The organism is Mesorhizobium sp. P2_H9, assembly GCF_056403215.1.
Genome location: NZ_JBFUFX010000007.1, coordinates 40,105 through 63,917 on the forward strand (window position 1 = coordinate 40,105; position 23,813 = coordinate 63,917).

Annotated in this window: 27 protein-coding genes; 9 read left to right on the top strand and 18 right to left on the bottom strand. The window is 63.7% G+C overall.

Features of this window, described 5'->3' with window-relative positions; all coding sequences use genetic code 11:
- Positions 1-25 precede the first annotated feature (25 nt).
- The 10 genes from pyrF to AC1DXN_RS14415 all read right to left on the bottom strand — a co-directional run bounded on the left by pyrF (position 26) and on the right by AC1DXN_RS14415 (position 10,823).
- Positions 26-730, bottom strand: coding sequence for an orotidine-5'-phosphate decarboxylase (pyrF, locus tag AC1DXN_RS14370; RefSeq protein WP_477274100.1), 705 nt, complete (start codon positions 728-730; stop codon positions 26-28).
- Positions 727-1,323: an NADPH-dependent FMN reductase gene (locus tag AC1DXN_RS14375; RefSeq protein ID WP_477274102.1), complete on the bottom strand. Its 597-nt coding sequence runs from the start codon at positions 1,321-1,323 to the stop codon at positions 727-729. Before AC1DXN_RS14375 ends, pyrF begins: the two co-directional genes overlap by 4 nt.
- A 168-nt stretch (positions 1,324-1,491) precedes the next feature.
- A complete protein-coding gene (pmtA, locus tag AC1DXN_RS14380; protein WP_477240424.1) occupies positions 1,492-2,097 on the bottom strand; it encodes a phospholipid N-methyltransferase PmtA in 606 nt (201 codons plus the stop codon).
- Positions 2,098-2,232: 135 nt separating this feature from the next.
- Positions 2,233-3,363, bottom strand: coding sequence for a molecular chaperone DnaJ (gene dnaJ, locus AC1DXN_RS14385; protein WP_477240425.1), 1,131 nt, complete (start codon positions 3,361-3,363; stop codon positions 2,233-2,235).
- A gap of 210 nt (positions 3,364-3,573) precedes the next feature.
- Entirely contained in the window at positions 3,574-5,490 is a 1,917-nt protein-coding gene (gene dnaK / locus AC1DXN_RS14390) for a molecular chaperone DnaK (RefSeq protein ID WP_477240427.1), read from the bottom strand.
- A 217-nt stretch (positions 5,491-5,707) separates the two neighbouring features.
- Positions 5,708-6,502, bottom strand: a complete 795-nt coding sequence (locus tag AC1DXN_RS14395; protein ID WP_477274104.1) for an inositol monophosphatase family protein — start codon at positions 6,500-6,502, stop codon at positions 5,708-5,710.
- A 67-nt stretch (positions 6,503-6,569) separates the two neighbouring features.
- A complete protein-coding gene (locus AC1DXN_RS14400; RefSeq protein ID WP_477274106.1) occupies positions 6,570-7,568 on the bottom strand; it encodes an LLM class flavin-dependent oxidoreductase in 999 nt (332 codons plus the stop codon).
- Positions 7,569-7,570: 2 nt separating this feature from the next.
- The gene (locus AC1DXN_RS14405) at positions 7,571-8,398 is read right to left on the bottom strand and encodes an arylamine N-acetyltransferase family protein (protein ID WP_477240433.1); all 828 of its coding nucleotides are present in this window, start codon (positions 8,396-8,398) and stop codon (positions 7,571-7,573) included.
- Positions 8,399-8,467: 69 nt separating this feature from the next.
- On the bottom strand, positions 8,468-9,631 hold the full coding sequence (locus tag AC1DXN_RS14410) for an AI-2E family transporter (protein ID WP_477240435.1): 1,164 nt from the start codon (positions 9,629-9,631) through the stop codon (positions 8,468-8,470).
- A 130-nt stretch (positions 9,632-9,761) separates the two neighbouring features.
- On the bottom strand, positions 9,762-10,823 hold the full coding sequence (locus AC1DXN_RS14415) for an LLM class flavin-dependent oxidoreductase (protein WP_477274108.1): 1,062 nt from the start codon (positions 10,821-10,823) through the stop codon (positions 9,762-9,764).
- A gap of 221 nt (positions 10,824-11,044) precedes the next feature.
- On the opposite strand from AC1DXN_RS14415, the gene AC1DXN_RS14420 reads away from it, so the two are divergent.
- Entirely contained in the window at positions 11,045-11,473 is a 429-nt protein-coding gene (locus AC1DXN_RS14420) for a DUF6481 family protein (protein WP_477240439.1), read from the top strand.
- An 80-nt stretch (positions 11,474-11,553) separates the two neighbouring features.
- On the opposite strand, the gene sugE is transcribed toward AC1DXN_RS14420, so the two are convergent.
- Positions 11,554-11,868 carry a quaternary ammonium compound efflux SMR transporter SugE gene (sugE, locus tag AC1DXN_RS14425; protein WP_477274110.1) on the bottom strand — a complete coding sequence of 105 codons (315 nt, stop codon included), beginning with the start codon at positions 11,866-11,868 and terminating at the stop codon, positions 11,554-11,556.
- A gap of 200 nt (positions 11,869-12,068) precedes the next feature.
- Positions 12,069-12,194 (bottom strand): hypothetical protein, encoded by a 126-nt coding sequence (locus AC1DXN_RS14430; RefSeq protein ID WP_477274112.1) that lies wholly within the window; start codon positions 12,192-12,194, stop codon positions 12,069-12,071.
- Between the two features lie 212 nt (positions 12,195-12,406).
- On the opposite strand from AC1DXN_RS14430, the gene AC1DXN_RS14435 reads away from it, so the two are divergent.
- The 3 genes from AC1DXN_RS14435 (at position 12,407) to AC1DXN_RS14445 (ending at position 14,742) form a co-directional block, all read left to right on the top strand.
- Complete coding sequence (locus AC1DXN_RS14435) at positions 12,407-13,216, top strand: transglutaminase-like domain-containing protein (RefSeq protein ID WP_477274114.1); 810 nt, start codon at positions 12,407-12,409, stop codon at positions 13,214-13,216.
- An 89-nt stretch (positions 13,217-13,305) separates the two neighbouring features.
- On the top strand, positions 13,306-14,271 hold the full coding sequence (locus AC1DXN_RS14440; RefSeq protein ID WP_477274116.1) for a cation diffusion facilitator family transporter: 966 nt from the start codon (positions 13,306-13,308) through the stop codon (positions 14,269-14,271).
- A 66-nt stretch (positions 14,272-14,337) separates the two neighbouring features.
- Entirely contained in the window at positions 14,338-14,742 is a 405-nt protein-coding gene (locus AC1DXN_RS14445) for a GFA family protein (RefSeq protein ID WP_477274118.1), read from the top strand.
- A gap of 18 nt (positions 14,743-14,760) precedes the next feature.
- On the opposite strand, the gene AC1DXN_RS14450 is transcribed toward AC1DXN_RS14445, so the two are convergent.
- On the bottom strand, positions 14,761-16,029 hold the full coding sequence (locus AC1DXN_RS14450; RefSeq protein ID WP_477274120.1) for a DNA recombination protein RmuC: 1,269 nt from the start codon (positions 16,027-16,029) through the stop codon (positions 14,761-14,763).
- Positions 16,030-16,133: 104 nt separating this feature from the next.
- On the opposite strand from AC1DXN_RS14450, the gene def reads away from it, so the two are divergent.
- From def to truA, 4 genes are read left to right on the top strand one after another with little or no spacing between them, the layout of a single operon-like run.
- Positions 16,134-16,664 carry a peptide deformylase gene (def, locus tag AC1DXN_RS14455; protein ID WP_477274122.1) on the top strand — a complete coding sequence of 177 codons (531 nt, stop codon included), beginning with the start codon at positions 16,134-16,136 and terminating at the stop codon, positions 16,662-16,664.
- Between the two features lie 10 nt (positions 16,665-16,674).
- The gene (fmt, locus tag AC1DXN_RS14460; protein ID WP_477274124.1) at positions 16,675-17,628 is read left to right on the top strand and encodes a methionyl-tRNA formyltransferase; all 954 of its coding nucleotides are present in this window, start codon (positions 16,675-16,677) and stop codon (positions 17,626-17,628) included.
- Positions 17,625-18,134, top strand: coding sequence for a GNAT family N-acetyltransferase (locus tag AC1DXN_RS14465; RefSeq protein ID WP_477274126.1), 510 nt, complete (start codon positions 17,625-17,627; stop codon positions 18,132-18,134). The genes fmt and AC1DXN_RS14465 overlap by 4 nt, the downstream gene beginning before the upstream one ends.
- 19 nt (positions 18,135-18,153) lie before the next feature.
- The gene (truA, locus tag AC1DXN_RS14470; protein ID WP_477274128.1) at positions 18,154-18,939 is read left to right on the top strand and encodes a tRNA pseudouridine(38-40) synthase TruA; all 786 of its coding nucleotides are present in this window, start codon (positions 18,154-18,156) and stop codon (positions 18,937-18,939) included.
- On the opposite strand, the gene AC1DXN_RS14475 is transcribed toward truA, so the two are convergent.
- Both AC1DXN_RS14475 and dapE read right to left on the bottom strand, forming a co-directional pair.
- Positions 18,891-19,499 (bottom strand): transporter, encoded by a 609-nt coding sequence (locus AC1DXN_RS14475; protein ID WP_477274130.1) that lies wholly within the window; start codon positions 19,497-19,499, stop codon positions 18,891-18,893. The two genes, truA and AC1DXN_RS14475, sit on opposite strands and share 49 nt — an antisense overlap.
- A 2-nt stretch (positions 19,500-19,501) precedes the next feature.
- A complete protein-coding gene (gene dapE, locus AC1DXN_RS14480) occupies positions 19,502-20,698 on the bottom strand; it encodes a succinyl-diaminopimelate desuccinylase (RefSeq protein WP_477274132.1) in 1,197 nt (398 codons plus the stop codon).
- 115 nt (positions 20,699-20,813) lie between these two features.
- On the opposite strand from dapE, the gene AC1DXN_RS14485 reads away from it, so the two are divergent.
- Positions 20,814-21,854 carry a 2-dehydropantoate 2-reductase gene (locus AC1DXN_RS14485; RefSeq protein ID WP_477274134.1) on the top strand — a complete coding sequence of 347 codons (1,041 nt, stop codon included), beginning with the start codon at positions 20,814-20,816 and terminating at the stop codon, positions 21,852-21,854.
- Here AC1DXN_RS14485 and AC1DXN_RS14490 read toward each other — a convergent pair.
- The 3 genes from AC1DXN_RS14490 to dapD are packed head-to-tail and all read right to left on the bottom strand — an operon-like array spanning position 21,757 to position 23,774.
- Positions 21,757-22,530 carry a hypothetical protein gene (locus AC1DXN_RS14490; protein ID WP_477274136.1) on the bottom strand — a complete coding sequence of 258 codons (774 nt, stop codon included), beginning with the start codon at positions 22,528-22,530 and terminating at the stop codon, positions 21,757-21,759. The two genes, AC1DXN_RS14485 and AC1DXN_RS14490, sit on opposite strands and share 98 nt — an antisense overlap.
- Before the next feature lie 21 nt (positions 22,531-22,551).
- A complete protein-coding gene (locus tag AC1DXN_RS14495; RefSeq protein WP_477240472.1) occupies positions 22,552-22,923 on the bottom strand; it encodes a DUF805 domain-containing protein in 372 nt (123 codons plus the stop codon).
- Entirely contained in the window at positions 22,920-23,774 is an 855-nt protein-coding gene (gene dapD / locus AC1DXN_RS14500) for a 2,3,4,5-tetrahydropyridine-2,6-dicarboxylate N-succinyltransferase (RefSeq protein ID WP_477274138.1), read from the bottom strand. The genes AC1DXN_RS14495 and dapD overlap by 4 nt, the downstream gene beginning before the upstream one ends.
- Between the last annotated feature and the right edge of the window lie 39 nt (positions 23,775-23,813).

The following is a 23,813-nucleotide window of genomic DNA, read 5'->3' on the forward strand; positions in this document are numbered from 1 at the left end:
TTTTTCTCCGGAAATTGTTGCTGGGTTATGCCGAGCGCATCTCGTCGAGAATGGCTTCCGCCGCCGCGCGCCGGTCGCTTGCCGCGACGATGGGGCGGGCGACGACGAGGTGGCTGGAGCCGTTGCGGATCGCTTGCGCCGGCGTCACCACACGTTTCTGGTCGCCATGGTCGCTGCCCTTGGGCCGGATGCCCGGCGTTACCACGGCCATGTTCGGTCCGACGATGCGGCGCACCGCCTCCGCTTCCTCGGCCGAGCAGACGATGCCGCCCATGCCGGCATGCAGCGCCTGTTCCGAGCGCCGCAACACCAGCGTGTGCGGGTCATACTCATAGCCGACATCGATCATGTCCTGTTCGTCCATCGAGGTCAGCACACTGACGGCAAGCAGGCACAGCTCGCTGCCCCTGGCGGCTTCCACCGCCGCCCGCATCGCCTTGGGATAGGCGTGGATGGTCAGCATGCTGACGCCCATCTTGACGATGTTTTCGACGCCCTTGGCCACCGTGTGGTCGATGTCGAGCAGCTTCATGTCGAGAAAGACTTTTATGCCGCCGCTGGCCAATTCTCTGGCGAAGTCCAACCCGCCGGCGAAGGCCAGCTGATAGCCGATCTTGTAGAAGGAGACGACGCCTTCGAGCTCGCGCACCGCTTCCTCGGCCTGCTTCAGCGTCGGCACGTCGAGGCCGACGATCAGCCTGTCGCGCATCGTCTCTTGCGCCCGGATCATGTCTCGATCCGGGTCGACAGCATGCGCGAGGTTTCGATCAGCGTGCGGCATAGATGCTCCATCGATTTATGCAGTCTTTCGTCCCTGAAATTGCCGCCCTCGTCGAAGGCGTCGCCGCCCTCCGGCACCGAGCACTCCGGCGTCACCACCACCATTTGGCAGCGCACCAGCACCGCGCGCAGATGGTTGATGCAGCGTATCCCGGCGAAATGTCCATTGGAAGACGAACAGAGGCCGGCGACCTTGCCGGCAAGCGGCCGGAGCGAGCGGCCGCCATCCTTGCGCACCCGGCTTGCCCAGTCGATGCTGTTCTTGAGCAGCGGCGGGATGGAGCCGTTATATTCGGGGGTGGCGATCAGCAGCCCGTCATGGGCAGCGATCAGCCGGGCGAGTTTGACGGCGTTGTCGGGGACGCCCTTTTCCTTTTCAAGGTCCTCGTCGAGGATCGGCAGCGGATAGTCGGCGAGCGAGATGCGGGTCACCTCGGCGCCCTGCATGGCCAGCTCCTTCTGCGCCACATCGGCGGTCCTGCCGCTGAAGGCGCCGGTGCGGATCGAGCCGGCGAAGACGAGGATTTTCGGAGTTACTGCCATTGGCATCCGGAGGAAGCGGACTGCTTCGGGGTGTGTTGAGATTCAGGTCAGGCCGAGTCGAAATGGTGGGTTCCGAGAACCGGAGCGGAGCGTACTTGAAGTACGTGAGCACCGGAAGCGCAGGAAGCTGCCATTTGCAGGCCGGCCTCACCTGAATATCGGCATACCCTAATGCGCCTTGCGGCGGTAGATCCACAGCTGTGTGGGCGGGATGTTGCGGATGACGAAGTGGAAATGCTCGACCGTGTAGTCGCCGCGGCCGGGCGGGATCGGCGACAGCGGACCGTAGGTCAGCTGCACGATCGGCCGTCCCTCAGGGATGCGGTCGAGCAGGCTTTCGATATAGGCGATGCGCTGTGCCACCGGGAAGTTGAGCAACGGCACGCCCGACACCACCGAATCGAAGACCATCTCGCTCTTGTCGCCGAGCGTGGCGTTGAGATTGAAGGCGTCGCCCTCGATTACATGGACGCCCGGGTAGATGCGGCGCAGATGGCGGACGAAGTCGGTGGAATATTCGACCGCGTAGAGATTTTCAGGCTTCACGCCGAGCGCAAGGATGGCGCGGGTAATGACACCGGTGCCAGGCCCGACTTCGAGCACCGGCAGGCCGGACTTGGGATTGACGATCGAGGCCATCTTGCGGGCGGTGATGGAGCTGGTCGGGACGATCGATCCCACCGTCTTCGGCTTGTCGATCCAGCCCTTGAAGAACTTCAGCTCGTCGTCGAACTTTTCCGCCAGTGCTTTCCGCAATCCCGGACCACGTGCCATGCAAGTTCTCCTCAGCGCTCCCCGAAGCTACTTAGCAGCTACGAGGTTCAAGGCAAGGCGAAAGCCCGGGATAAGATGTTGATGACGTTTGGGAAGCTGCTCGCCATGCATGTCGCTCAAAAGCGTGCAAGGCCGTCAATGCTCGCCGAAGGACTCGAAAAAATCCTTCATGCGGGCGAAAAAGCCGCTCGACTGGGGCGAATTGTCTTGTGACGACAGCTGCTCGAACTCTTCCAGCAATTCGCGCTGGCGGCGCGACAGGCTTTGCGGCGTCTCGACCGCGGTCTGGATATAGAGGTCGCCGACATTGGGCTGGCGCAGCACCGGCATACCCTTGCCCTTGAGGCGGAACTGGCGGCCGTTCTGGGTGCCTTCCGGCACCTTCACCTTGGTCTGGGTGCCGTCCAGCGTCGCCACCTCGAACGAGCCGCCAAGGGCTGCCGTCGTCATCGAGATCGGCACCTTGCAGTAGAGATCGGCGCCGTCGCGCTGGAAGAATTCGTGTGGCTTGACCGCCAGGAAAATATAGAGATCGCCCGACGGGCCACCGCGTAGACCGGCCTCGCCTTCATTGGCAAGCCGGATGCGAGTGCCGTCCTCGATACCGGCCGGAATATTGACCGACAGCGAGCGCTCCTCGATGACGCGGCCTTGGCCAGCGCATTTCGGGCACGGATCCTTGATCGTCTGGCCGCGGCCCTGGCACTGCGGGCAGGTGCGCTCGATCGAGAAGAAACCTTGCGTGGCCCGCACCTTGCCGTGGCCGTTGCACATCGCGCAGGTGACGGGCTGGGTGCCCGGCTTGGCGCCGCTGCCGGAGCATTCCGTGCAAGAGATCGAGGCCGGCACGCGGATCTGCGCGGTCTTGCCGGAAAACGCTTCCTCCAGCGAGATTTCCATATTGTAGCGCAGATCGGCGCCGCGCTCGCGGCCGCCCGAGGAGCGGCGCTGGCGCCCGCCCATCATGTCGCCGAAAATGTCCTCGAAGATATCGGCGAAGCCACCGCCGCCAAAGCCTTGCGCGCCGCCATTCATGCCGCCCTGCTCGAAGGCGGCGTGGCCGAAACGGTCATAGGCCGCGCGCTTCTGCGGGTCCTTCAGCGTCTCGTAGGCTTCGTTGATTTCCTTGAACTTGTGCTCGCAGGAATGATCGCCGGGGTTGCGGTCAGGATGGAACTGCATGGCGAGCTTGCGGAAAGCGCTCTTGAGCTCCTTCTCGTCGGCGCCCTTTTGCACGCCCAGCGTTTCGTAGAAATCAGCTTTCATCTTTTCCCGCAGTCCGGATGCTCAACGTCTTAAAGCTTTGTGCGTCGCTTGCCGGCACGTTGTGTCGATTTAGGTGCGATGGGGCCGGGATGCCAGTGTCGACGCCGGTTTGTCCGTGTTTTTTCGGCCAGGCTCGCACTTTTTTTGGCCAAGGGTTGCAAAAAAGCCCGGCTTTGCGCCGGGCTTTTCGCTTATTCTGCCGTCAGACGGTCAGGCCGACTTCTTCTTGTCGTCGTCCTCGTCGATTTCCTCGAAATCGGCATCGACCACGTCAGAGTCCTTGGCGGCGTCCGCCTTGGCATCGGCTTCCGCGGCTTCCTTCTGCGAAGCTTCGTACATGGCCTGGCCAAGCTTCATCGAAGCTTCGGCGAGCACCTGGCTCTTGGCCTCGATGTCGGCCGCGTCGTCGCCCTCGGCAGCCGTCTTCAGGGCCGCGATCGCATCGGAAATCGCCGTGCGCTCGGCTTCCGAGACCTTGTCGCCATATTCCTTCAGCGACTTCTCGGACGAATGCACCAGCGCTTCGGCCTGGTTGCGGGCCTCGACCACGGCACGCCGCTTCTTGTCGCTCTCGGCATTGGCCTCGGCGTCCTTGACCATCTTCTCGATGTCGGCGTCCGAAAGGCCACCCGAGGCCTGGATGCGGATCTGGTGCTCCTTGCCGGTGCCCTTGTCCTTGGCCGAGACGTTGACGATGCCGTTGGCGTCGATGTCGAAAGTGACCTCGATCTGCGGCACACCACGCGGCGCCGGCGGAATGCCGACCAGGTCGAACTGGCCAAGCGCCTTGTTGTCGGCGGCCATTTCACGCTCGCCCTGGAAGACGCGGATGGTCACCGCCGACTGGCTGTCTTCGGCCGTCGAGAACACCTGGCTCTTCTTGGTCGGGATCGTCGTGTTGCGTTCGATCAGGCGGGTGAACACGCCACCCAGCGTCTCGATGCCGAGCGACAGCGGTGTCACGTCGAGCAGCAGAACGTCCTTGACGTCGCCCTGCAGCACGCCGGCCTGGATGGCAGCGCCCAGCGCGACGACCTCATCGGGGTTGACGCCCTTGTGCGGCTCCTTGCCGAAGAACTGCTTCACGATCTCCTGGATCTTGGGCATGCGGGTCATGCCGCCGACCAGGACCACTTCGTCGATCTCGCCAGCCTTCAGGCCGGCATCCTTGAGCGCCGCCTTGCAAGGGTCGATGGTGCGCTGGACGAGGTCGTCGACCAACTGCTCGAACTTGGCGCGCGTGAGCTTCAGCGTCAGGTGCTTCGGGCCGGTCGCGTCGGCGGTGATGAAGGGCAGGTTGATTTCGGTCTGCGTCGTCGACGACAGCTCGATCTTGGCCTTTTCAGCCGCCTCTTTCAGACGCTGCAGGGCCAGCTTGTCGTTCTTCAGGTCGATGCCCTGTTCCTTCTTGAACTCGGCCGCCAGATATTCGACCAGGCGCATGTCGAAATCCTCGCCGCCGAGGAAGGTGTCGCCGTTGGTCGACTTGACCTCGAACACGCCGTCGCCGATTTCGAGCACCGAAATGTCGAACGTGCCGCCGCCAAGGTCATAGACGGCAATGGTCTTGCCTTCCTTCTTGTCGAGGCCGTAGGCAAGCGCTGCCGCGGTCGGCTCGTTGATGATGCGGAGCACTTCCAGACCGGCGATCTTGCCGGCATCCTTGGTCGCCTGGCGCTGGGCGTCGTTGAAATAGGCCGGAACGGTGATGACCGCCTTCTCGACCTTCTCGCCGAGATAGGCTTCGGCCGTTTCCTTCATCTTCTGCAGGATCATCGCCGAGATCTGGCTGGGCGACTGCTTCTTGCCGCCGGCCTCGACCCAGGCATCGCCATTGTCGCCCTTGACGATCTTGTAGGGGACAAGCTTCTTGTCCTTCTCCGTCACCGGATCGTCATAGCGGCGGCCGATCAGGCGCTTGACCGCGAAGATGGTGTTTTCAGGATTGGTGACCGCCTGACGCTTGGCCGGCTGGCCGACGAGGCGCTCGCCGTCGCCCGAGATGGCGACAATGGAAGGGGTCGTGCGCGCGCCTTCCGCATTCTCGATAACCTTCGGCTCCTTGCCATCCATGATGGCGATACAGGAGTTGGTGGTTCCCAGATCGATACCGATTACTTTTGCCATTTTTCTAGTCTCTCCGCTAAGCAGGCTCTCAGGACCCGTTACAGGCGTTCCGACGAAAGCCCCTGTTCACAAGAAATTCCGCTCCGGCAACCGGCATTCCGGCACCGAACGGCTTGGCGCGTATATAAGAACAGGCTGCTCGACGCGCAAGCATTCTACGCAAGGCGTCCACCGCCTTGCCGGTCGGTAGGGAACGGACCAGTTGTCACGCGCCGGATCAGAACCTGAACGCTTTTGAACAAAGCGTGTGCAATTCAGGAAAAATAGCCTTTCCGGCCGCGATCACCAGCGTCCCGTCCCGCAGCACGGTCTTCGGGTCGGGTTTCACGATCCTGCCGCCAGCTTCTTCCACCAGAAGCATGCCGGCCAGGCAGTCCCAGGCGTTCATGTGCTCTTCGACATAGCCAAGCAGCCGGCCGGCGGCGACATAGGCCAGCATCAGGGCGCCTGATGCATTGCGAAAGAACACGCCGCCTTCCGCCAGGATGAGGCCGACCAGCACGGCGACATTTTCGGTTCTGGCGCGGTTTGAAAGTCCGGTTCCGACCGAGCCCTCCTCCAGGCTGGCAGCGGCACTGGTCCTGATCGGCTTGCGGTTGAGGAAGGCGCCGCCGCCGCGCCGGCCATGAAAGGTCTCGCCGGTCGATGGCTCGTGGATGACGCCAACGACGGTCTCCCCGTCCCTGGCGCAAGCGATCACCACGCACCAGGCCGGAATGCCGTGGACGAAATTCGCCGTGCCGTCGATAGGGTCGATCACCCAGACATATCCGGTCGTCCCGGCCACCGAGGCATGTTCCTCGCCGACGATGCCGTCTTGCGGATAGGCGGCGGCGATAGCCGCGCGGATGAACAACTCCACCTCGCGGTCTGCTTCCGAGACCAGGTCCTGATGCCCCTTGCTCTCGATGGTCAGGCTGTCGAGGTCGCGGAAGTATTTCAGCCCGAGGTCGCCGGCGCGGCGCGCCAGGTCGATGGCAAAGCGCACGTGCTGGTCGAGATCATGGGTCACGGGAGGGCTCTTGGCTGAGGAATGCGCCTGCCCTTAGCAGACGCACATGTCAGGCAAAAGCCAACCCTCAAGCGGCTTGCGACAGCGATTTGTGCGCCTCGGCCAGGATCTCGAACGACCGCACCCGAGCCGCATGATCGTACATCTGCGCGGTGACCATCAATTCGTCGGCGCCGGTGCGGCTAAGGAACGCGTCGACGCCCTGCCGCACCGTTTCCGGCGAGCCGACGACGGCGCAGGACAGCGCCTGGCTCAGCATGGTTCTGGCCATCGGGTCGAGGTCGCGCTCATAATTCTCGACTGGAGCCGGCAACCGGCCGGGCCGGCCGGAGCGCAGATTGACGAACGCCTGTTGCAGCGAGGTGAACAGCAGCCGCGCCTCGGCGTCGGTGGGCGCCGCAAAGACGTTGAGGCCGAGCATGACATAAGGCTTGTCCAGCTGTTCCGACGGCTGGAAGCGCGAGCGATAGATCTCCAGCGCGTGGTCGAGTTCGGCCGGCGCGAAATGCGAGGCAAAGGCGTAGGGCAGGCCAAGCATGGCGGCAAGCTGCGCGCCATAGAGGCTGGAACCGAGAATCCACACCGGCACCTGCTGGCCCTCGCCGGGCACGGCGCGAATGCGCTGGCCGTCCTCGGCCGGCTGGAAATAGCCCATCAGCTCGACGACATCCTGCGGGAAATTGTCTGAGGCCTCGAGATTGCGGCGCAGCGCCCGTGCCGTACCCATGTCAGTGCCGGGTGCGCGGCCGAGGCCGAGGTCGATGCGGCCGGGGTGCAGCGCCGCCAGCGTGCCGAACTGCTCGGCAATGACCAGCGGTGCATGGTTGGGCAGCATGATGCCGCCGGCGCCGACGCGGATCGTCTTGGTGCCGCCGGCGACATGGGCGATGACGACCGCGGTGGCCGCACTGGCGATGCCCGGCATGTTGTGATGCTCGGCCAGCCAATAGCGCTTGTAGCCGAGTCGCTCGGCATGGCGGGCAAGGTCGAGCGAATTGGCCAGCGACTGCGAAGCATTGCTGCCTTCGATGATCGGCGACAGGTCGAGAACGGACAGAGCGGTCATGGTCAGCTTCCTACGATATTCTTCTGCCGCACCTTGGCCTCGAAGGCGGCACGGTCGGGAATGGTGATGTCGAGCACGCCTTCCAGCACGTCGGCGAGCTCGGTGGCTGTCGCTATCTCGCGCTGCTCGGTGCGGCCTCCCTGATGATGGATCGACAACCTGTTGTTGCGCAGCGCGTAGCGCCGGTCCGGCAAGGCGCGGGCGGCAATGACGGAATAGAGGAAATGCGAGGTCGGGTGGGTCGACACGAAATGGTTGGCGACCGCATAGTCGATCTCGTAGGCCTCCTGCATGTCGAAGCGGTGGAGTGTGCGCCAGTCGCCGCCGAGATTGGCTTGCATGCGGAAGTGGTCGCCGGTTTCAACGATGCGGAAACTTTCATGCGGGGTCGTTTGTTCGAGACCGGGCTCGAGCAGCAGCGGCGCCGTCAGCGTCAGGCCACCAAAGCCGACATCGGCGATGTAGGTTCGGCCGTCGAGTTCTACACGCAACAGCATATGGCTGCGCGCGGTGATGGCGTTTTCTGCCTGGCCCCACAGAACCCGCGCGGCAAGGCCGCTGACGGCAAAGCCCAGCGCCTTCAGCGCCTGCATGAGGAGCAGATTGTGCTCGAAGCAGTAGCCGCCGCGATCCCGGGCGACGATCTTGTCCTGCAGCGAGGCAAGATCGAGGCGAACGGGAGTGCCCAGCAGCGTATCGAGATTTTCAAACGCGATCGCTTGCGGGTGCTTGAGATGCAATGCCTTCAGCGTTTTGAGCGAAGCTTCCCTCGCACCGCTGTAGCCGATGCGGGCGAAATAGGCATCGAGATCGAATGAGGCATCGGTCATGGAAAGGAAGTCCGGCTTGACCGGCTCGATATAGGCACTCCGATCGGAAGCCGCAAACTGTGCGCCGATCTATGCCGACGCCTTGTCAACAGTCTCGACGGGTTCTTCCTCGACGACAACGGTCTGTTGCGCGGCGAGAAAATTGCCGACATGGCTGAGGCCGTCGAAATGATCGCAGAACACCTTGATGACGACCAGCAGCGGCACCGCCATCAGCGCGCCGACGAAACCCCACAGCCAGGACCAGAAAGCGATGGCGATGAAGATCGCCACCGCGTTGATCTCGAGCCGGCGGCCAACCACCATCGGCGTCACGAACTGGCCTTCGACGATGTCGCACAAAAGCACGAAGGCCGGCGCCAGCAGCGCATACGAGATGCTATCGAAGCTGATCAGCGCGATAACGCTGACCAGCAGGATGGTCATGAACGCCCCGACATAGGGCAGGAAGTTGAGCAGTGCCGCCGCTGCGCCCCAGACCAGCGGGTTGGGCACGCCGAGCCCCCACAGGCCGAGCGCGATCACCGTGCCGAGGCCGGCGTTGATGAGGGCGACGGTGAGCAGATAGTGCGAGATTTCGCTCTCGACGTCGTAGACGACGCGCAATGCCCGCTTCTTTTCGCTGAGGCTGGCAAATGACTGGATTATCTTTTCATAAAACATCGTGCCTGACGCCAGCAGGAACAGCGACAGCACGAAGATGATGGTCAGGCTGGTTCCCGCGGACAGTATGTTGCCGGCGGCCTGCGACAGGATACCGGACTGCGACACCACGACCTTCTGTATGCCGGGCTCCTGGCCGGTGTTGGTCAGCCCTTCCAACTCATGCGAGATCTGCATGATCTTTTCGAAAGGGCGACGCAATTGCGCCAGGCGCTCGGTCAATTGCTGACCGATCGACGAGCTGTTGTTGACGAGGTCGATGACCGGGCCGCTGAGCAGGTAGCCGGCGCTGGCAAACAGGCAGACCGACAACAGCACCAGCAGCGTCGCCGACACCACGTCGGGCACGCCATGCTTGCGCAAATAGCGCACGATCGGCGTCAACGTCAGGGTCAGCAGGAAGGCGAGGATGACCGGCATGAAGAAGGCGCGGGCGAAATACAGCGCGTAGATGGCCATCAGGATGAAGATGCCGATGAGCAGCGAGCGCATCAGCCGTGTGTCCGCGCGCGCCTCGACGCGCGGATCCGGGCTTTCGGCTGCGCCCAAAGCGACGGGTTCGACTTTCATTCTGGTTCCCTCGATCGCGCACCGCAATTGGTGCAGCCGATCGGCGAAAACGCCGGTGCCGCCTCAAAGTTCCTTTAGCCGGCAGCGACAAGGCTCGTGTGGGCCTTGTCCAGGAAGCCTCTACCGTGGATCAGGCGACCGATGCCGCGATGACGGGAACGGCCTTCGCCGTTTCCTTGCGCACGATCGGCGCAACTTTGGTGCCGTAGAGTTCGATCGCCTTCATGATCTTGGCGTGCGGCATGGTGCCGATCGCCATCTGCAGCAGGAAGCGGTCATTGTTGAAAATCCGGTGCTGGGCGACGATCTTCTCGGCCACCTGCTCGGGATTGCCGACGAACAAGGCACCACTTGGACCCCGCGCGTGGTCGAAATGCGCCCGCGATGTCGGACCCCAGCCACGTTCGCGGCCGATGCGGTTCATCACTTCGGCCTGCGGTCCGTAGAAATCGTCGGCCGCCTGCTCAGTGGTCTCGGCAATGAAGCCGTGGACGTTGATGCTGGTGGCGAGATTGGCCGGGTCGGTGCCAGCCCGTTTGGCGGCGTCGCGGTAGATATCGAACAGCGGCGCGAACCGCGCCGGCTCGCCGCCGATGATGGCTAGCGCCAGCGGCAGGCCGAGCACGCCGGCTCGTGCCGCCGATTGCGGCGTGCCGCCAATGGCGATCCAGATCGGCAATTTGTCCTGGAAGGGACGCGGATAGACGCCGCGATCGTTGATCGCTGCCCGCAGATTGCCGGACCAGCTCACCTTGACGCTGTCGCGAATGGCGAGCAGCAGATCGAGCTTTTCGGCAAAGAGCTCGTCATAGTCTTCGAGATTGTAGCCGAACAGCGGGAAGGATTCGATGAACGAGCCGCGCCCGGCCATGATCTCGGCCCGCCCGCCCGACAACAGGTCGAGTGTCGCAAACTGCTGAAACACGCGCACCGGATCGTCGGACGACAGCACGGTGACGGCGCTGGTCAGCTTGATGCGCTTTGTGCGCTCGGCCGCCGCGGCCAGCGCCACGACCGGCGCCGAGGCCGCATAGTCGGGGCGGTGATGCTCGCCCAGTCCGAACACATCGAGCCCGACCTCGTCGGCGAGCTCGATCTCCTCTATCAGATTGCGCAGCCGCTGGTGCGGTCCAATGGCGCCGGGACCGGGTTCGGGGCTGACGTCGGCAAAAGTATAGAGACCGAGTTCCATGACGTGTCATCCAATGTTTTGATTGTTGCCCTAGAGGTAGCGATGCGTCCGCCTCGCCGCCAGAGGGGCGGACGGTAAACAGTGCATGTCGGTTTCGCCTCGAAAAGGCGTCTCCCGGCTGCAACAGCCAGCAATTTCATGGCTGCCATGCCGTTTTGGCGCTTGAACTCTCGGTTTTCGCGCGTATGTAAGCGTCGCGAATTGACTTCAGGGAAGTGGACTTGGCTATTTACAGGGAAAAAGACGTTTTCGAGCGGCGCAACGCCGCAAACGAGGCAAAGAAGGCGCTTCTGGAGCGCTTCAAGTCAAAGCCGGCGGCAGACGATCCAGCGGTGCTGGCGCGACAGGCCGAACGCAAGGCGATCCTCGAGGCCCGCGAAATCCGCGAGGCTGAAAAGGCCCGGCTGAAGCAGGAAAAGCTGGCACGCGAGGCGGTCGAGAAGGCCGAGCGCGAGGCAGCAGCCGAAGCGGCGCGTATCGCCGCCGAAGAAGCGGCACAGGCGGAAGCAAAGATCCGGGAAGCCGACGAGAACGAGCGTATTGCTCGCCTGCTCGCCGACGAGGCCGAACGCAAGGCCAAGCGCGACGCGCGTTATGCGGCGCGCAAGCAGCGTACCGGCAGGACGCCTCCGGGCTTCTCCGCCCGCTAGCCTCAAGGCTAACGAAGCATCTGCTTCGAGGATCAGGGTCGCTTTTGAGCGGCCCTGAATGTGTTTGTCTGTCGGTATGGTCAGGCCGCCAGCTTCAGCCCCATGATGCCGCAGACGATCAGCCCGATGCAGCCCAGCCTGATCGCCGTCGCCGGCTCGCCCAGCAACCAGATGCCGAGCAGCGCCGTGCCGACGGTGCCGATGCCGGTCCACACCGCATAGGCCGTGCCGACCGGCAGCGTCTTCAGCGCCAGGCCGAGCAAGGTCAGGCTGACGATCATCGAGGCGACGGTCAGCACGGTCGGCAGCGGTCTTGAGAATCCGTCGGTGTATTTGAGGCCGATCGCCCAGCCGATCTCGAACAGGCCGGCAAAGAAAAGAAGTATCCACGACATCGGAGCGCTCCATCGGGGCATCGGAACCGAAAATCCGATGCTCAAGCAAAGATTGGCGGGTCGTCCCGGCCGTTTTGGGGAAAGCGCGAAGTCGTCTTCGTCGGGCTGGATATAGAAACTTGCGTGGGGTCAATCAACAGCAGCGCCGGCGGCACCTGAGCACCGCCGGTAAAACCTTTACCGAAACGGATGGCCGAGGCCTACCGCTCCTTCAGCTTCATCGCCTTGACCGGCGGCGCCTTCAGGGCCGGGGCCGCGGCGGGCTTCTTGGCGTCCTTCTTCGGCTTGCGGGCTTCCTTGCCCGCTTTCATCGCACCTTTAGCCATGATTCGTTCCTCCAATTGTGGGAAGGCAAGTGAAACAAGAGAAACGCCCGACTGCAAGAGGCTAGCCCCTGTCGCCACCGCCAGCCGGCCGCTTTCAACCGGTTTCTAATTTGCTCGTAAACCATGTCGGTCTGTGTCATGGTTGTCTTCGCACTGCAGCATCGGCCCGTGCCTTCGCCGGGTGATGATCAGGCAGGCCGGTCAGGACAAAGATGCGAATCCACATCGGCTGCGAGATGAGCTTCGACTTTCCGCAGGAAACGCCGCTGATCGCGATGCTCAACGTCCACTATAGCAGAGCATCCGATCTCGAGCGCCCGGATTTCCTGACCTCCAATCCGCCGGTGCCGATCCAGAGCTACCGCGACAGTTTCGGCAATTGGTGCAACCGTTTTGTCGCCCCGCCCGGCCGCTTCACCTTCGGCACCGATGCGGTGATCCGCGACCCCGGCACGTTCGAAATGGGCGACCTGATGGCCTGGCAGCATGAGGTGCGCGACCTGCCGTCGGACACGCTTTTGTTCCTGTTGCCCAGCCGCTTTTGCGAGAGCGACCTGCTGGCCAGCGAAGCCTGGCGGCTGTTCGGTCACACACCGCTCGGCATTGCACGCGTGCAGGCGGTCTGCGATTTCGTCCACAACCACATCGTCTTCAGTTACGGCAATGCGCGGCCGACGCGCACCGCCGCCGAAGCCTATCGCGAGCAAAGCGGCGTCTGCCGCGACTTCGCGCATCTTGCCGTCACTTTCTGCCGCGCGCTCAACATCCCGACGCGCTACTGCACCGGCTACATCAGCGACATCGGCCTGCCCAAACCCTGGGCGAGTATGGACTTCGCCGCCTGGATGGAGGTCTATCTCGGCGGTCGCTGGCATGTCTTCGATCCGCGCAACAACGCACCGCGCATCGGCCGCATCCTGATCGCCTCCGGCCGCGACGCAGCCGACGTGCCGCTGACCCATATTTTCGGCCCGGGCCTGCTCACCGGCTTCAAGGTGTGGACCGACGAAATCGTCGAGTAGGTGCATCTGCAAGCCCGCCTTGTGAATGGCTGTGGAGCTTGGGCGGGTGCTCCGCTAAGCTCAAGACATCAACCAGGACAGTACACACCATGGCGGCGCATGGCGGGTCGAAAAAGGTCATCTACGCGGCGCTCGCCGGCAATCTCGCGATCGCGCTGACCAAATTCGCCGCCGCCTTCTTCACCGGCAGTTCGGCGATGCTGTCGGAAGGCGTGCACTCGCTGGTCGACACCGGCAATGGCGGCCTGCTGCTCTACGGCATGCACCGCGCCGCGCGTCCGCCGGACCGCACGCATCCGCTCGGTCATGGTCGCGAGCTCTACTTCTGGAGTTTCATTGTTGCACTGCTGGTCTTCGCGCTCGGCGCCGGCGTGTCGTTCTACGAAGGCGTGATCCACATGCTGGCGCCCGAGCCGGTCGCCAATGCCAAGGTGAACTACATCGTCCTTGGCCTGTCCTTCCTGTTCGAAGGCAGTTCCTGGTGGGTGGCGCTGAAGGAGTTTCGCAAGCAGAAGGGCAGGCTGGGCTGGCTGCAAGCCGTGCAATCGAGCAAGGACCCCAGCGTTTACACCGTACTGTTCGAGGACAGTGCCGCCCTTCTCGGCCTGATCGTCGCCTTCGCCGGCATACTGGCGGCCGACCTGTTGGAGATGCCGCAGCTCGACGGTGCCGCCTCGATCGGCATCGCGCTGATCCTGGGCGCCACCGCGATCTTCCTGGCACGTGAAAGCAAGAGCCTGCTGCTCGGCGAACCGGCGTCGCCTGAGGTGCAAAAACAAGTGTTGGCCATTGCCCAGCAGGACCCGGCGGTGCAGCGCGCGAACGGCGTGCTGACGCTGCATATGGGTCCACAGGAGATCGTCGCCGGCCTGAGCATCGAGTTCGAGGATCATCTGGCGGCGCCCGAGATCGAGGCCTGCGTCGAGCGCATCGAGGCGCGGCTGAAGAAGGAAATGCCCGAGATAACCCGGCTGTTCGTCAAGCCGCAGACGACCGGAACCTGGGAGCGGCGGCGCAAGGCGGTCGAGGCGGCAGCCGGAGAGGCTCTGGACTAGCCGCCAGCCATTGCCTGACGACCCCGCCGCGCTAAGATTGCGGGACGGATTTCGGGAGGAGCCAGGATGAAAATCGACGGCGGTTGCCATTGCGGCGCCATCACTTATGAGGCGGAGGTCGACCCGCAAAAGACCTCTATCTGTCATTGCACGGATTGCCAGCAACTGACCGGCACGGCCTTTCGCGTCACCGTTCCCGCGCCTGAGAGCCAGTACCGGATTACCAAGGGTACGCCCAAGGTCTATATCAAGACAGGATCGAGCGGCGCCAAGCGCGCGCAGGGCTTTTGCGGGGACTGCGGTTCGCATCTCTACGCGACGTCGGTTGGCGATGGCCCGAAAGTCTATGGAATCAGAGCGGGGACCGCGCGGCAGCGCGAGGATTTAGTCCCGACACAACAGAAGTGGCACCGGTCGGCTCTGCACTGGCTTCCGGAATTCGAGGGGATCAGCGTCGTGGAGGAGCAGTAGCCCCGGCGCGGCACCTTCTCAGTCGTCGCCTTCGACGACCCGCAGCCTCAACTGGCCGGTCTTGGAATCGGCAACGCGCGTTTCGGCTTTAGCTACCGCCGGGCGTGCAATCTCGACCGTGCCGGCATCACCCTCGCCAGGCTGCACACCGAACTCCAGCGCCTCGATCTTCTGGCCGCGCTTGGTCACCTTCGACGTCGACACCAGAATGTCGTCGATGTCCTTGGCCGACTGGGTGAAATGCGTCTGCAGCCGGCGCACCCGCTCGTCGACGCGCGCGACATCCTCCATCAGCCGAATCACCTCGCCTTGGATCAGATGCGCCTGCTCGCGCATGCGGGCGTCCTTGAGGATCGCCTGGATGACCTGGATCGACAGCATCAAAAGCGACGGCGAAACGATGATGACGCGGGCGCGGTGCGCCTTCTGGATAAGCGCATCGAAATTCTCGTGGATCTCGGCGAACACCGATTCCGACGGCACGAACATGAAGGCGGTGTCCTGCGTCTCGCCCTGGATCAGGTATTTTTCCGAGATATCGCGGACATGGATCTCGATGTCGCGGCGGAAGGCTTGCGCGGCCACCTTCTGAAGGTCGGCGCCGTCGGCGGCGCGGATTGCGTTCCAGGCTTCCAGCGGAAATTTTGCGTCGATGGCCAGCGACGGCGCGCCGTTCGGCATCTTCACCAGGCAATCGGGCCGGCTGCCATTCGACAGCGTCGCCTGGAATTCGTAGGCGCCCATCGGCAGGCCGTCGGCGACGATCGCCTCCATGCGCGACTGGCCGAAGGCGCCGCGCGTCTGCTTGTTGGACAGGATTGCCTGCAATTGCACGACCTGGCCGGCGAGCGACTGGATGTTGCCTTGCGCGACATCGATGATCGCCAGCCGCTCCTGCAGTTTGGCCAGGCTCTCATGCGTCGATTTCGTCTGCTCGGTCATGGTCTGGCCGAGGCGGCCGGTCATCGCGTCGAGGCGCTGGCCGATCGACTGCGTCAGCTCGGCCTGCCGTGCCCCGAACACGTCGGCGATGGCGCCCATGCGGCCCTGCATTTCGGCCTGGCTTTGCAGGATGCCGGCCATCCGCGCCTCGGCGTCGCGGGCATGGTCGGCCGCTTCCGCGGCGGCTACGGTCCGCGCCTTGGCCGACCGCCACAGCGCAACGACCAGCGCCAGGAACAGGCCTAGAAACAGCATCGCCCCGAACGCCAGCGCATGACCGAGCGTGATCGTCGTGGCGCCGAGCCGGGCAACAGGCTCGGAAAGGATTGATGTCAGATCATTCATTTGGGCAGCATAGATGATTCGGCCCGCCGGCACAGATCAAAACGTGAACGACACCGCAAGCGCCCCGGTTGACGCTTTTCGCGCGAGGTCTTAGGTGAGAAAGCATGTCGATCAAGCCGCTTATCATCCTTCCCGATCCCATCCTGCGCCAGCTTTCCAAGCCGGTAGAGCGCGTCGACGGCGCCTTGCGCAAGCTGGCCGGCGACATGCTGGACACCATGTATGACGCGCCCGGCATCGGCCTGGCGGCAATCCAGATCGGCGAACCGCTGCGCATGCTGGTGATCGACCTTGCCAAGGAGGACGAGACTCCGGCGCCGCATGTCTTCATCAATCCCGAAATCCTCGAAAGCGCCGACCAGCGCTCGGTCTACGAGGAAGGCTGCCTGTCGATCCCGGACTATTATGCCGAGGTCGAGCGACCGGCGGCCGTGCGGGTGAAATATCTCGACCGCGACGGCAAGTCGCAGGAACTCGAAGCCGAAGGGCTGATGGCGACCTGCCTGCAGCATGAGATCGACCACCTCAACGGCGTGCTGTTCATCGACCACATCTCGAAGCTGAAGCGCGACATGGTGGTGAAGAAGTTCAAGAAGCTCGCCAGGGACAAGGTGCCAGGCAAGCTGGTGGGATAGGGGTCGAAAAATGCCCCTTCGCGTCATCTTCATGGGTACGCCTGAATTTTCCGTGCCGACGCTGCGGGCGATCGCCGAGGCCGGGCATGAGATCGTTGCCGTCTACACCCAGCCGCCGCGTGCCGCCGGCCGTCGTGGGCTGGAGCTGACGCCATCGCCGGTGCAGCGCGAAGCGGAGAGGCTGGGCGTCGAGGTTCACACGCCGGTGTCGCTGAAAGGCGAGGCCGAGCAGGAAGCTTTCCGCGCCTTGCAGGTCGATGTCGCCGTGGTCGTCGCCTACGGATTGCTGTTGCCCAAGGCTATTCTCGACGCGCCACGGCTCGCTTGCCTGAACGGCCACGCGTCGTTGTTGCCGCGCTGGCGGGGTGCCGCACCCATCCAGCGCGCGATCATGGCTGGCGATACCGAGACCGGCATGATGGTGATGCGAATGGAAGCGGGTCTGGACACCGGTCCGGTGGCAATGGTTGAAAAATGCGCCATCGAACCCGATATGACCGCCGGCGACCTGCACGACAGGTTGATGAGTATTGGCGCCGCGTTGATGATAGAAGCGCTGGCGCAGCTGGAAAGAAACACCCTGACATTTACCACGCAGGCGATGGTGGGGGTGACCTACGCCAAAAAGATCGATAAATCGGAGACGCGTGTGGACTGGACACGGCCTGCTTCCGAAGTCCACAATCACATTCGCGGCCTGTCGCCCTTTCCCGGCGCATGGTGCGAAACTGAAATTGGTGGCCGCACAGAACGGCTGAAACTGCTTCGCTCGACGCTTTCAGATGGCCTGTTGCTTTCTGAGGATTTGGGCGAGTCGGGAGGAATTCTCGATGACCGGCTAACGGTCGCCTGCGGGTCAGGCGCAATCAGGCTGGTCGAAGTTCAACGCGCGGGCGGAAGGCCCGCTGCCGTGCAGGAGTTTCTGCGCGGAACCAAGCTCGAAAAAGGAATGAAATTCTCATGAGCATGATGTCGATACGCGCGGCGATGCCGCGGGATCGCGAGGCGATCCGCCTCGTCGAGGAACATGCATTCGGCCAGCAGGCGGAGGCCGGACTGGTCGACGCGCTGGTCACCGGCGGTGATGCCGTCGTCGAACTGGTGGCGGAAGAAGACGGGCAGGTGGTCGGCCACATCCTGTTTTCGCGGCTGTTCGTCCAGAATGGCGGCAAAAGCTCGCCGGCGGTGGCACTTGCGCCCTTGGCGGTCGAGCCGTCTTTCCACGGCTCGGGCATTGGCGGCGCGCTGATCCGCGAGGCGCATATCCGCCTCAAGGACGCCGGCGAGACGCTGGCCGTGGTGCTCGGCGACCCGGCCTACTATGGCCGCTTCGGCTACACCCATGCGCGCGCCGAAAAGTTCGACAGCGAGTACCAGGGCGAAGCGCTGCAGGCATTGACCTGGGGCGAGGCGCCCGAGGCCGGCAAGCTGGTCTACGCCTCGGCCTTCAGCTCCGCTCTCGCCGCCTAGGCGAGAGCAACCGCAGGGCATGCCGCGTTTTCGCCTCGACGTCGAATATGACGGCAGTCTGTTTGCCGGCTGGCAGCGCCAGGCCGACCAGCCTTCGGTGCAGCAGGCGATAGAGCAGGCCATCGAGAGCTTCTGTGGCGAGCAGGTCTCGCTGCGCGGCGCCGGCCGCACCGATGCCGGCGTCCACGCCACCGGCCAGGTGGCGCATGTCGACCTCGCCAAGGCGTGGCCGAACGATAAGGTGCGCGACGCCCTCAACGCCCATCTGCAGATGGCCGGCGCCCGCGTCGCCATCCTCAGGGCAGCCGCTGTTCCGGATGGTTTCGACGCGCGGTTCTCGGCCATCGGCCGTCATTATCTCTACCGCATCGTCAATCGCCGCGCGCCCGCCGCGCTCGACAAGGGCAAGGTGTGGTGGGTGCCGAAGCGCCTCGACGCCGCTGCCATGCACGAAGCGGCAAAAGTGCTGCTCGGGCGGCATGATTTCACCACCTTCCGCTCGACCCAGTGCCAGGCCGACAGCCCGATCCGGACGCTCGACCGCCTGGATGTCAGCCGGGTCGACGATGTGATCGAAGTCAGGGCCTCGGCGCGCTCGTTCCTGCACAATCAGGTGCGCTCGATGGTCGGTTCGCTGAAACGTGTCGGCGAAGGCGGCTGGACCATTGCCGATCTCAAGGCTGCGCTCGAAGCGCACGACCGCGCCGCCTGCGGCCAGGTGGCGCCGCCGGATGGGCTTTTCCTCATCGGCGTCGATTATCCGGAGACGGACACATCCGGCATGGAAATGCCGAGCAGCATCTGAAGCGCGTAGGACACAAGCTGTGATGCGACAAACATGCCCAAAAAGACGGCGCTGCCAACTGCCGCGCCCTTGCCGATGACCGCATTGGTCATCCGCCAGATCAGCCCCTGCGAGAACACAAACAGCGCCAGCATCATCAGCAAGACGAACTGGTCGGTGAAGGGCACAAAAAGGCTGAGCAATGCTGACGGCAGCGACACCCAGGCAGCAATCGCCATAGCCCAATTGTAGGCGACGACATAATGGACGAAGCGCCCGCCAATGCCGACGCGCGGTGCGACCAAGGCAAGCCCGACAAGCGGCAGTACCCAGCCGCCGATCTCGACAGTCGCAAGACGGGTGAGCATGCCGAAGCGACCCGCCATGGCCTCGGGATCGGCGATCACATTGGCGATGCCGACCCAGCCAACGATCAGCGCCGGCGCCGCCACGACAATGGCGAAAAAGGAATTCCAGAAACCGTCCGCCGAAAGGTCGAGCAGCCGCAATCCGTCGGCCTTGCCGAGCATCAGCCGCCAGGCGCCGATTAGAGATGCGTAGGTTTCATCCGCCGAAAGCATGATTACGCCACGCCTCGCTCGAACCAGTCTTCGATGAAGCGCAGGTAGATCTGCGTCAGCGTCTCGAGGTCGGCAAGCGCGACGCGTTCGTCGACCATGTGCATGGTCTTGCCGACCAGCCCGAACTCGACCACCGGGCAATAGTCCTTGATGAAACGCGCGTCCGAGGTGCCGCCGGAAGTGGACAGCGCCGGGTCCTTGCCGACCGCCGACTTGATCGAGCCACGCAGCGTGTCGATGAGCTTGTCGTCGCGCGTCAGGAAGACATGGCTCGGCCGGTCGCGCCAGACAAGCTCATAGTCGAGCGGCGTCTTGGCCGTCCGGTACTTCTTGCGCCTGGACGCATGGTCGAGGCGGTTGTGGATTTCCGTCTGCACGGTCTCGGCGGTCCATGTGTCGTTGAAGCGGATGTTGAAGGTGGCCGTCGCCTTCGCCGCGATCACATTGGTGGCCGGATTGCCGACATCGATCGAGGTCACCTCCAGATTGGTCGGCTGGAAGTCTTTTGTCCCCTTGTCGAAGACCGGGTGCAGCAAGGCGTCGACCAGGCTCATCAGCCCGCGCACCGGGTTGTCGGCAAGCTGCGGATAGGCGACGTGGCCCTGGCGGCCGTTGACGGTGATGCTGCCGGACAGCGAGCCGCGGCGGCCGATCTTGATCATGTCGCCGAGCGCGTCCGGGTTGGTCGGCTCGCCGACGATCGCCGCATCCCACTTTTCGCCCTTGCCGGCCGCCCATTCGAGCAGCTTCGTCGTGCCGTTGATGGCCGGGCCTTCCTCGTCGCCGGTGATCAGCAGCGAGACCGAACCCTTGGGGCCGCCCTTTTGCTCGACATGGCGCGCCACCGCGGCAATGAAACAGGCGATGCCGCCCTTCATGTCGACGGCGCCGCGGCCAAACATCTCGCCCTTGGCGATCTCGGCGGCAAAGGGCGGGTGGGTCCAGGAGGCTTCGTCGCCGACCGGTACCACATCGGTGTGGCCGGCAAACATCAGATGCGGACCGTTGCCGGAGCGCCGTGCGTAGAGGTTTTCGATGTCCGGCGTGCCGCCTTCAGAAAACACCGGCCGCTCGACGGAAAAGCCGAGCGGCTTCAGCATGGTCTCCAGCGCGCTCAACGCACCGCCCTCGGCGGGAGTTACGGAAGCGCAGCGGATGAGGGCGGCGAGGTTTGCGGCGGGGTCGGTCGGCAGCGTCATGGGCAAAGCGATAGTCGAAAGCGAAAGGCCTGTCACGGCCAGACATGAAGACCGGCCATGCCGCCGACATTATGGTTTTCATGTCGTATAGTTGAGGCCACAGCAGGAATATCGGATGTCCAACGGGACCAAAACAATCGCCATTGCCGGCGCCGGCAGCATCGGTTGCTACGTTGGTGGGTGCCTGACGCTGGCTGGCCGGCCGGTGATTCTGCTGGCGCGGCCGCGCATCGACGCGGCTTTGCGGCAAGGCGGATTGCGCATCACCGACCTCGACGGCCGCGACAGCTTGATCGAGCCGAACGGGATTTCGGTGACAGCCGATCCGGTGGCCGCCTTGCGCAACGCCGATTTGATCCTGGTGACGGTCAAGAGCGGCGCGACGCGAGAGATGGCCGCGCTGATTGCCGCTCATGCCCGCCCGGACGCAGTGGTGGTCAGCCTGCAGAACGGCGTCGACAATGCCAGCATTCTGCGGGCCGGGCTTGGCCAGCGGCTTGTACTCGCCGGCATGGTGCCGTTCAACGTCGTCCAGTATCCAGACGAGCAATCGCCGCTTCGCGTGCATCGCGCCAGCGAGGGCAAGGTGATGATCGAGGACGGCGTCGCAGGCCTTGCCGAACGGCTCGATGTCGAGGGGCTTGAAGTCGAAACGCATGCCGACATGACGGCGGTGCTGTGGGGCAAGCTGCTGATGAACCTGAACAACGCGCTTGCCGCACTGTCCGGCCTGCCGCTGGCGACGGAGCTTGCCGACCGCCGCTGGCGGCTGATCCTGGCTGGTCAGATCGACGAGGCATTGGCGGCCATGAAGGCGCTGGGTATCAAGCCGGCGCGCATCGCAGGCCTGCGGCCCGCACTGCTGCCAAAGGTACTGAGGCTGCCGGACTGGCTGTTCAGGCGGCTGGCGCGGCGCATGCTTGCCATCGATCCGCAAGCACGCTCGTCAATGTGGGACGATCTGCAGCGCGGCCGGCCGACCGAGATCGGTGAATTGCAAGGAGCGGCGCTGCGCCTTGCCGAAAAAGCCGGCACGCCAGCGCCATTGCTGACCAGCGTTACCGCTTTGGTGCGCGCGGCGGAGGCGGCACAGCTTGGCGCGCCGGGCCTGACGCCTGAGCAGGTTTCGCCGCCGGATGGCTCTCGATCAGCGTGATCTTCTGCCAGATTTTGCGCGACAGGTTGGAGCTCAAATTCTCGATGTCGTTGACGCCGTCGATGACCACATCGTCATTGACCGACTGCGCGAACAGCGCCGCGATCTTGCCGGTGATCGACAGCATTTCCGAGCAATAGTCGAGGTAGCGCGCCAGGTCGGCGGCGTTGGTGATGCGGGCCGGCGAGTGAGCGGTTGGTTTGAAATTGGCCGAAAGCGTCGCCGGATCCTTGGTCAGCTGATGCATGTCGATGACATGGATCAGCGAGCGCAGGCCGTGCAGCTGGCGAAACACCTGCTTGCGCTTGATACGCTCCTCGGTGCGGATCAACGCCAGGAAGCCGAGAACGGCCAGGATCATCATGTTGATCGTGGCTTCGATGCCTTGCACCGACTGCACTGCATCGTCGGCCTGGGAGATGTGAATGAGCGGCAGGATGGTGCCGACGAACAGGAAGATCAGGGCACCGGCGACCACGGCGGCGACGATGATGCCGCGCAGCCACCAGATCGGCGCTTCGAGCGCCTTGGCCGCCTTGGTCAGATCGCGCGACAGCGACACCAGCTCGGCGGCGACGCCGCGCAAGCCGGCATCGGGAAAACGCTCGGCGACCCGGCTTTCCAGCCGCTCGGCGGTGTCGATGATCAGTTTCGGATCAAGCGTGCGGTAGCGCATGACAAGAGGTCCGATCGGCGCTCAGGGTTCACCCGGCGCATTGGTGCGTTTGCCGTAGCGGTTGGGCCCAGGATCGCTCCTGAAGCACGCCAGGATGATGAGAAGAATGGGGCCAATGACAAGGGAGATCAACGCATAGTAGGTCGGCTTGCCGAAATCATGGAAGCGCTTTGCGGTCACGGCGAAGCTCGACCACGTCGAAATCAGCAGCACGGACCAGAACACAACCGCCCAGATCTGACTGTTAGGGGTGCCAGGCTCCAGTCTGGCGAACTGGTAGAGCGGGAAAAACTGGGCGACCAGCAGCAGCAGACCCGCCAGCACGTATGCGCTCGGGCTGACGCGGCCCGAGAGGCTGAAGAAGAGCCAGGGAAGTTGCGGCTTGTCGGTCAATCGCGCAGCAATTCGTTGATCGAGGTCTTGGATCGGGTCTTGGCGTCGACCCGCTTGACGATGACGGCGCAATAGAGGCCCGGGCCCGGCTCGTTGTTCGGGAAAGCCTTGCCCGGCATCGAGCCGGCGACGACGACGGAATTCGGCGGCACTTCGCCATAAAAGACCTCGCCGGTGGCGCGGTCGACGATCTTGGTCGACTGGCCGATGAAGACGCCCATGCCGAGCACCGAGCCTTCGCGCACGATGCAGCCTTCGACCACTTCGGAGCGCGCGCCGATGAAGCAATTGTCCTCGATGATGGTCGGGCCGGCCTGCATCGGCTCCAGCACGCCGCCAATGCCGACGCCGCCCGACAGATGCACGTTCTTGCCGATCTGGGCGCAGGAGCCGACCGAGGCCCAGGTGTCGACCATCGTGCCGGAATCGACATAGGCGCCGACATTGACGAAGGACGGCATCAGCACGGCGCCCGGCGCGACATAGGCGGAACGGCGCACGATCGACGACGGCACGGCGCGAAAGCCTGCCTTCTCGAAATCGACCGCGCTCCAGCCGTCGAACTTCGACGGCACCTTGTCCCACCACACGGCTTCGCCGGGACCACCCTTGATGATCTCCATCGGGTTGAGCCGGAAGGACAAAAGAACGGCCTTCTTCAGCCACTGGTTGACGTGCCATTTGCCGTCGGCCTGGCGCTCGGCGACGCGCACGGCCCCCCGGTCGAGCAGGTCGAGCGCCGCATGAATGGCGTCGCGCGTCTCGCCGCGGGTTGCGGACGAAATCGTATCGCGCTCCTCGAAGGCCTTTTCGATGGTCTTTTCGAGGCTCGCCAGATCGGGCTTCGACATGAATTCGCTCCATTACCAAGCTGTTAAGGGGCAGCGCCT

What these genes read in the sequence shown, in the direction of transcription:
- sugE (WP_477274110.1), bottom strand. Translation starts at nt 11,868, where the DNA reads ATGTCGTGGATACTTCTTTTCTTTGCCGGCCTGTTCGAGATCGGCTGG.
- AC1DXN_RS14475 (WP_477274130.1), bottom strand. Translation starts at nt 19,499, where the DNA reads ATGCTTTCGGCGGATGAAACCTACGCATCTCTAATCGGCGCCTGGCGG.
- AC1DXN_RS14400 (WP_477274106.1), bottom strand. Translation starts at nt 7,568, where the DNA reads ATGACCGCTCTGTCCGTTCTCGACCTGTCGCCGATCATCGAAGGCAGC.
- AC1DXN_RS14435 (WP_477274114.1), top strand. Translation starts at nt 12,407, where the DNA reads ATGCGAATCCACATCGGCTGCGAGATGAGCTTCGACTTTCCGCAGGAA.
- AC1DXN_RS14440 (WP_477274116.1), top strand. Translation starts at nt 13,306, where the DNA reads ATGGCGGCGCATGGCGGGTCGAAAAAGGTCATCTACGCGGCGCTCGCC.
- AC1DXN_RS14445 (WP_477274118.1), top strand. Translation starts at nt 14,338, where the DNA reads ATGAAAATCGACGGCGGTTGCCATTGCGGCGCCATCACTTATGAGGCG.
- AC1DXN_RS14485 (WP_477274134.1), top strand. Translation starts at nt 20,814, where the DNA reads ATGTCCAACGGGACCAAAACAATCGCCATTGCCGGCGCCGGCAGCATC.
- AC1DXN_RS14415 (WP_477274108.1), bottom strand. Translation starts at nt 10,823, where the DNA reads ATGGAACTCGGTCTCTATACTTTTGCCGACGTCAGCCCCGAACCCGGT.
- truA (WP_477274128.1), top strand. Translation starts at nt 18,154, where the DNA reads ATGCCGCGTTTTCGCCTCGACGTCGAATATGACGGCAGTCTGTTTGCC.
- dapD (WP_477274138.1), bottom strand. Translation starts at nt 23,774, where the DNA reads ATGTCGAAGCCCGATCTGGCGAGCCTCGAAAAGACCATCGAAAAGGCC.
- fmt (WP_477274124.1), top strand. Translation starts at nt 16,675, where the DNA reads ATGCCCCTTCGCGTCATCTTCATGGGTACGCCTGAATTTTCCGTGCCG.
- AC1DXN_RS14430 (WP_477274112.1), bottom strand. Translation starts at nt 12,194, where the DNA reads ATGGCTAAAGGTGCGATGAAAGCGGGCAAGGAAGCCCGCAAGCCGAAG.
- AC1DXN_RS14410 (WP_477240435.1), bottom strand. Translation starts at nt 9,631, where the DNA reads ATGAAAGTCGAACCCGTCGCTTTGGGCGCAGCCGAAAGCCCGGATCCG.
- pmtA (WP_477240424.1), bottom strand. Translation starts at nt 2,097, where the DNA reads ATGGCACGTGGTCCGGGATTGCGGAAAGCACTGGCGGAAAAGTTCGAC.
- AC1DXN_RS14375 (WP_477274102.1), bottom strand. Translation starts at nt 1,323, where the DNA reads ATGGCAGTAACTCCGAAAATCCTCGTCTTCGCCGGCTCGATCCGCACC.
- dapE (WP_477274132.1), bottom strand. Translation starts at nt 20,698, where the DNA reads ATGACGCTGCCGACCGACCCCGCCGCAAACCTCGCCGCCCTCATCCGC.
- dnaJ (WP_477240425.1), bottom strand. Translation starts at nt 3,363, where the DNA reads ATGAAAGCTGATTTCTACGAAACGCTGGGCGTGCAAAAGGGCGCCGAC.
- AC1DXN_RS14450 (WP_477274120.1), bottom strand. Translation starts at nt 16,029, where the DNA reads ATGAATGATCTGACATCAATCCTTTCCGAGCCTGTTGCCCGGCTCGGC.
- AC1DXN_RS14465 (WP_477274126.1), top strand. Translation starts at nt 17,625, where the DNA reads ATGAGCATGATGTCGATACGCGCGGCGATGCCGCGGGATCGCGAGGCG.
- pyrF (WP_477274100.1), bottom strand. Translation starts at nt 730, where the DNA reads ATGATCCGGGCGCAAGAGACGATGCGCGACAGGCTGATCGTCGGCCTC.
- def (WP_477274122.1), top strand. Translation starts at nt 16,134, where the DNA reads ATGTCGATCAAGCCGCTTATCATCCTTCCCGATCCCATCCTGCGCCAG.
- dnaK (WP_477240427.1), bottom strand. Translation starts at nt 5,490, where the DNA reads ATGGCAAAAGTAATCGGTATCGATCTGGGAACCACCAACTCCTGTATC.
- AC1DXN_RS14490 (WP_477274136.1), bottom strand. Translation starts at nt 22,530, where the DNA reads ATGCGCTACCGCACGCTTGATCCGAAACTGATCATCGACACCGCCGAG.
- AC1DXN_RS14405 (WP_477240433.1), bottom strand. Translation starts at nt 8,398, where the DNA reads ATGACCGATGCCTCATTCGATCTCGATGCCTATTTCGCCCGCATCGGC.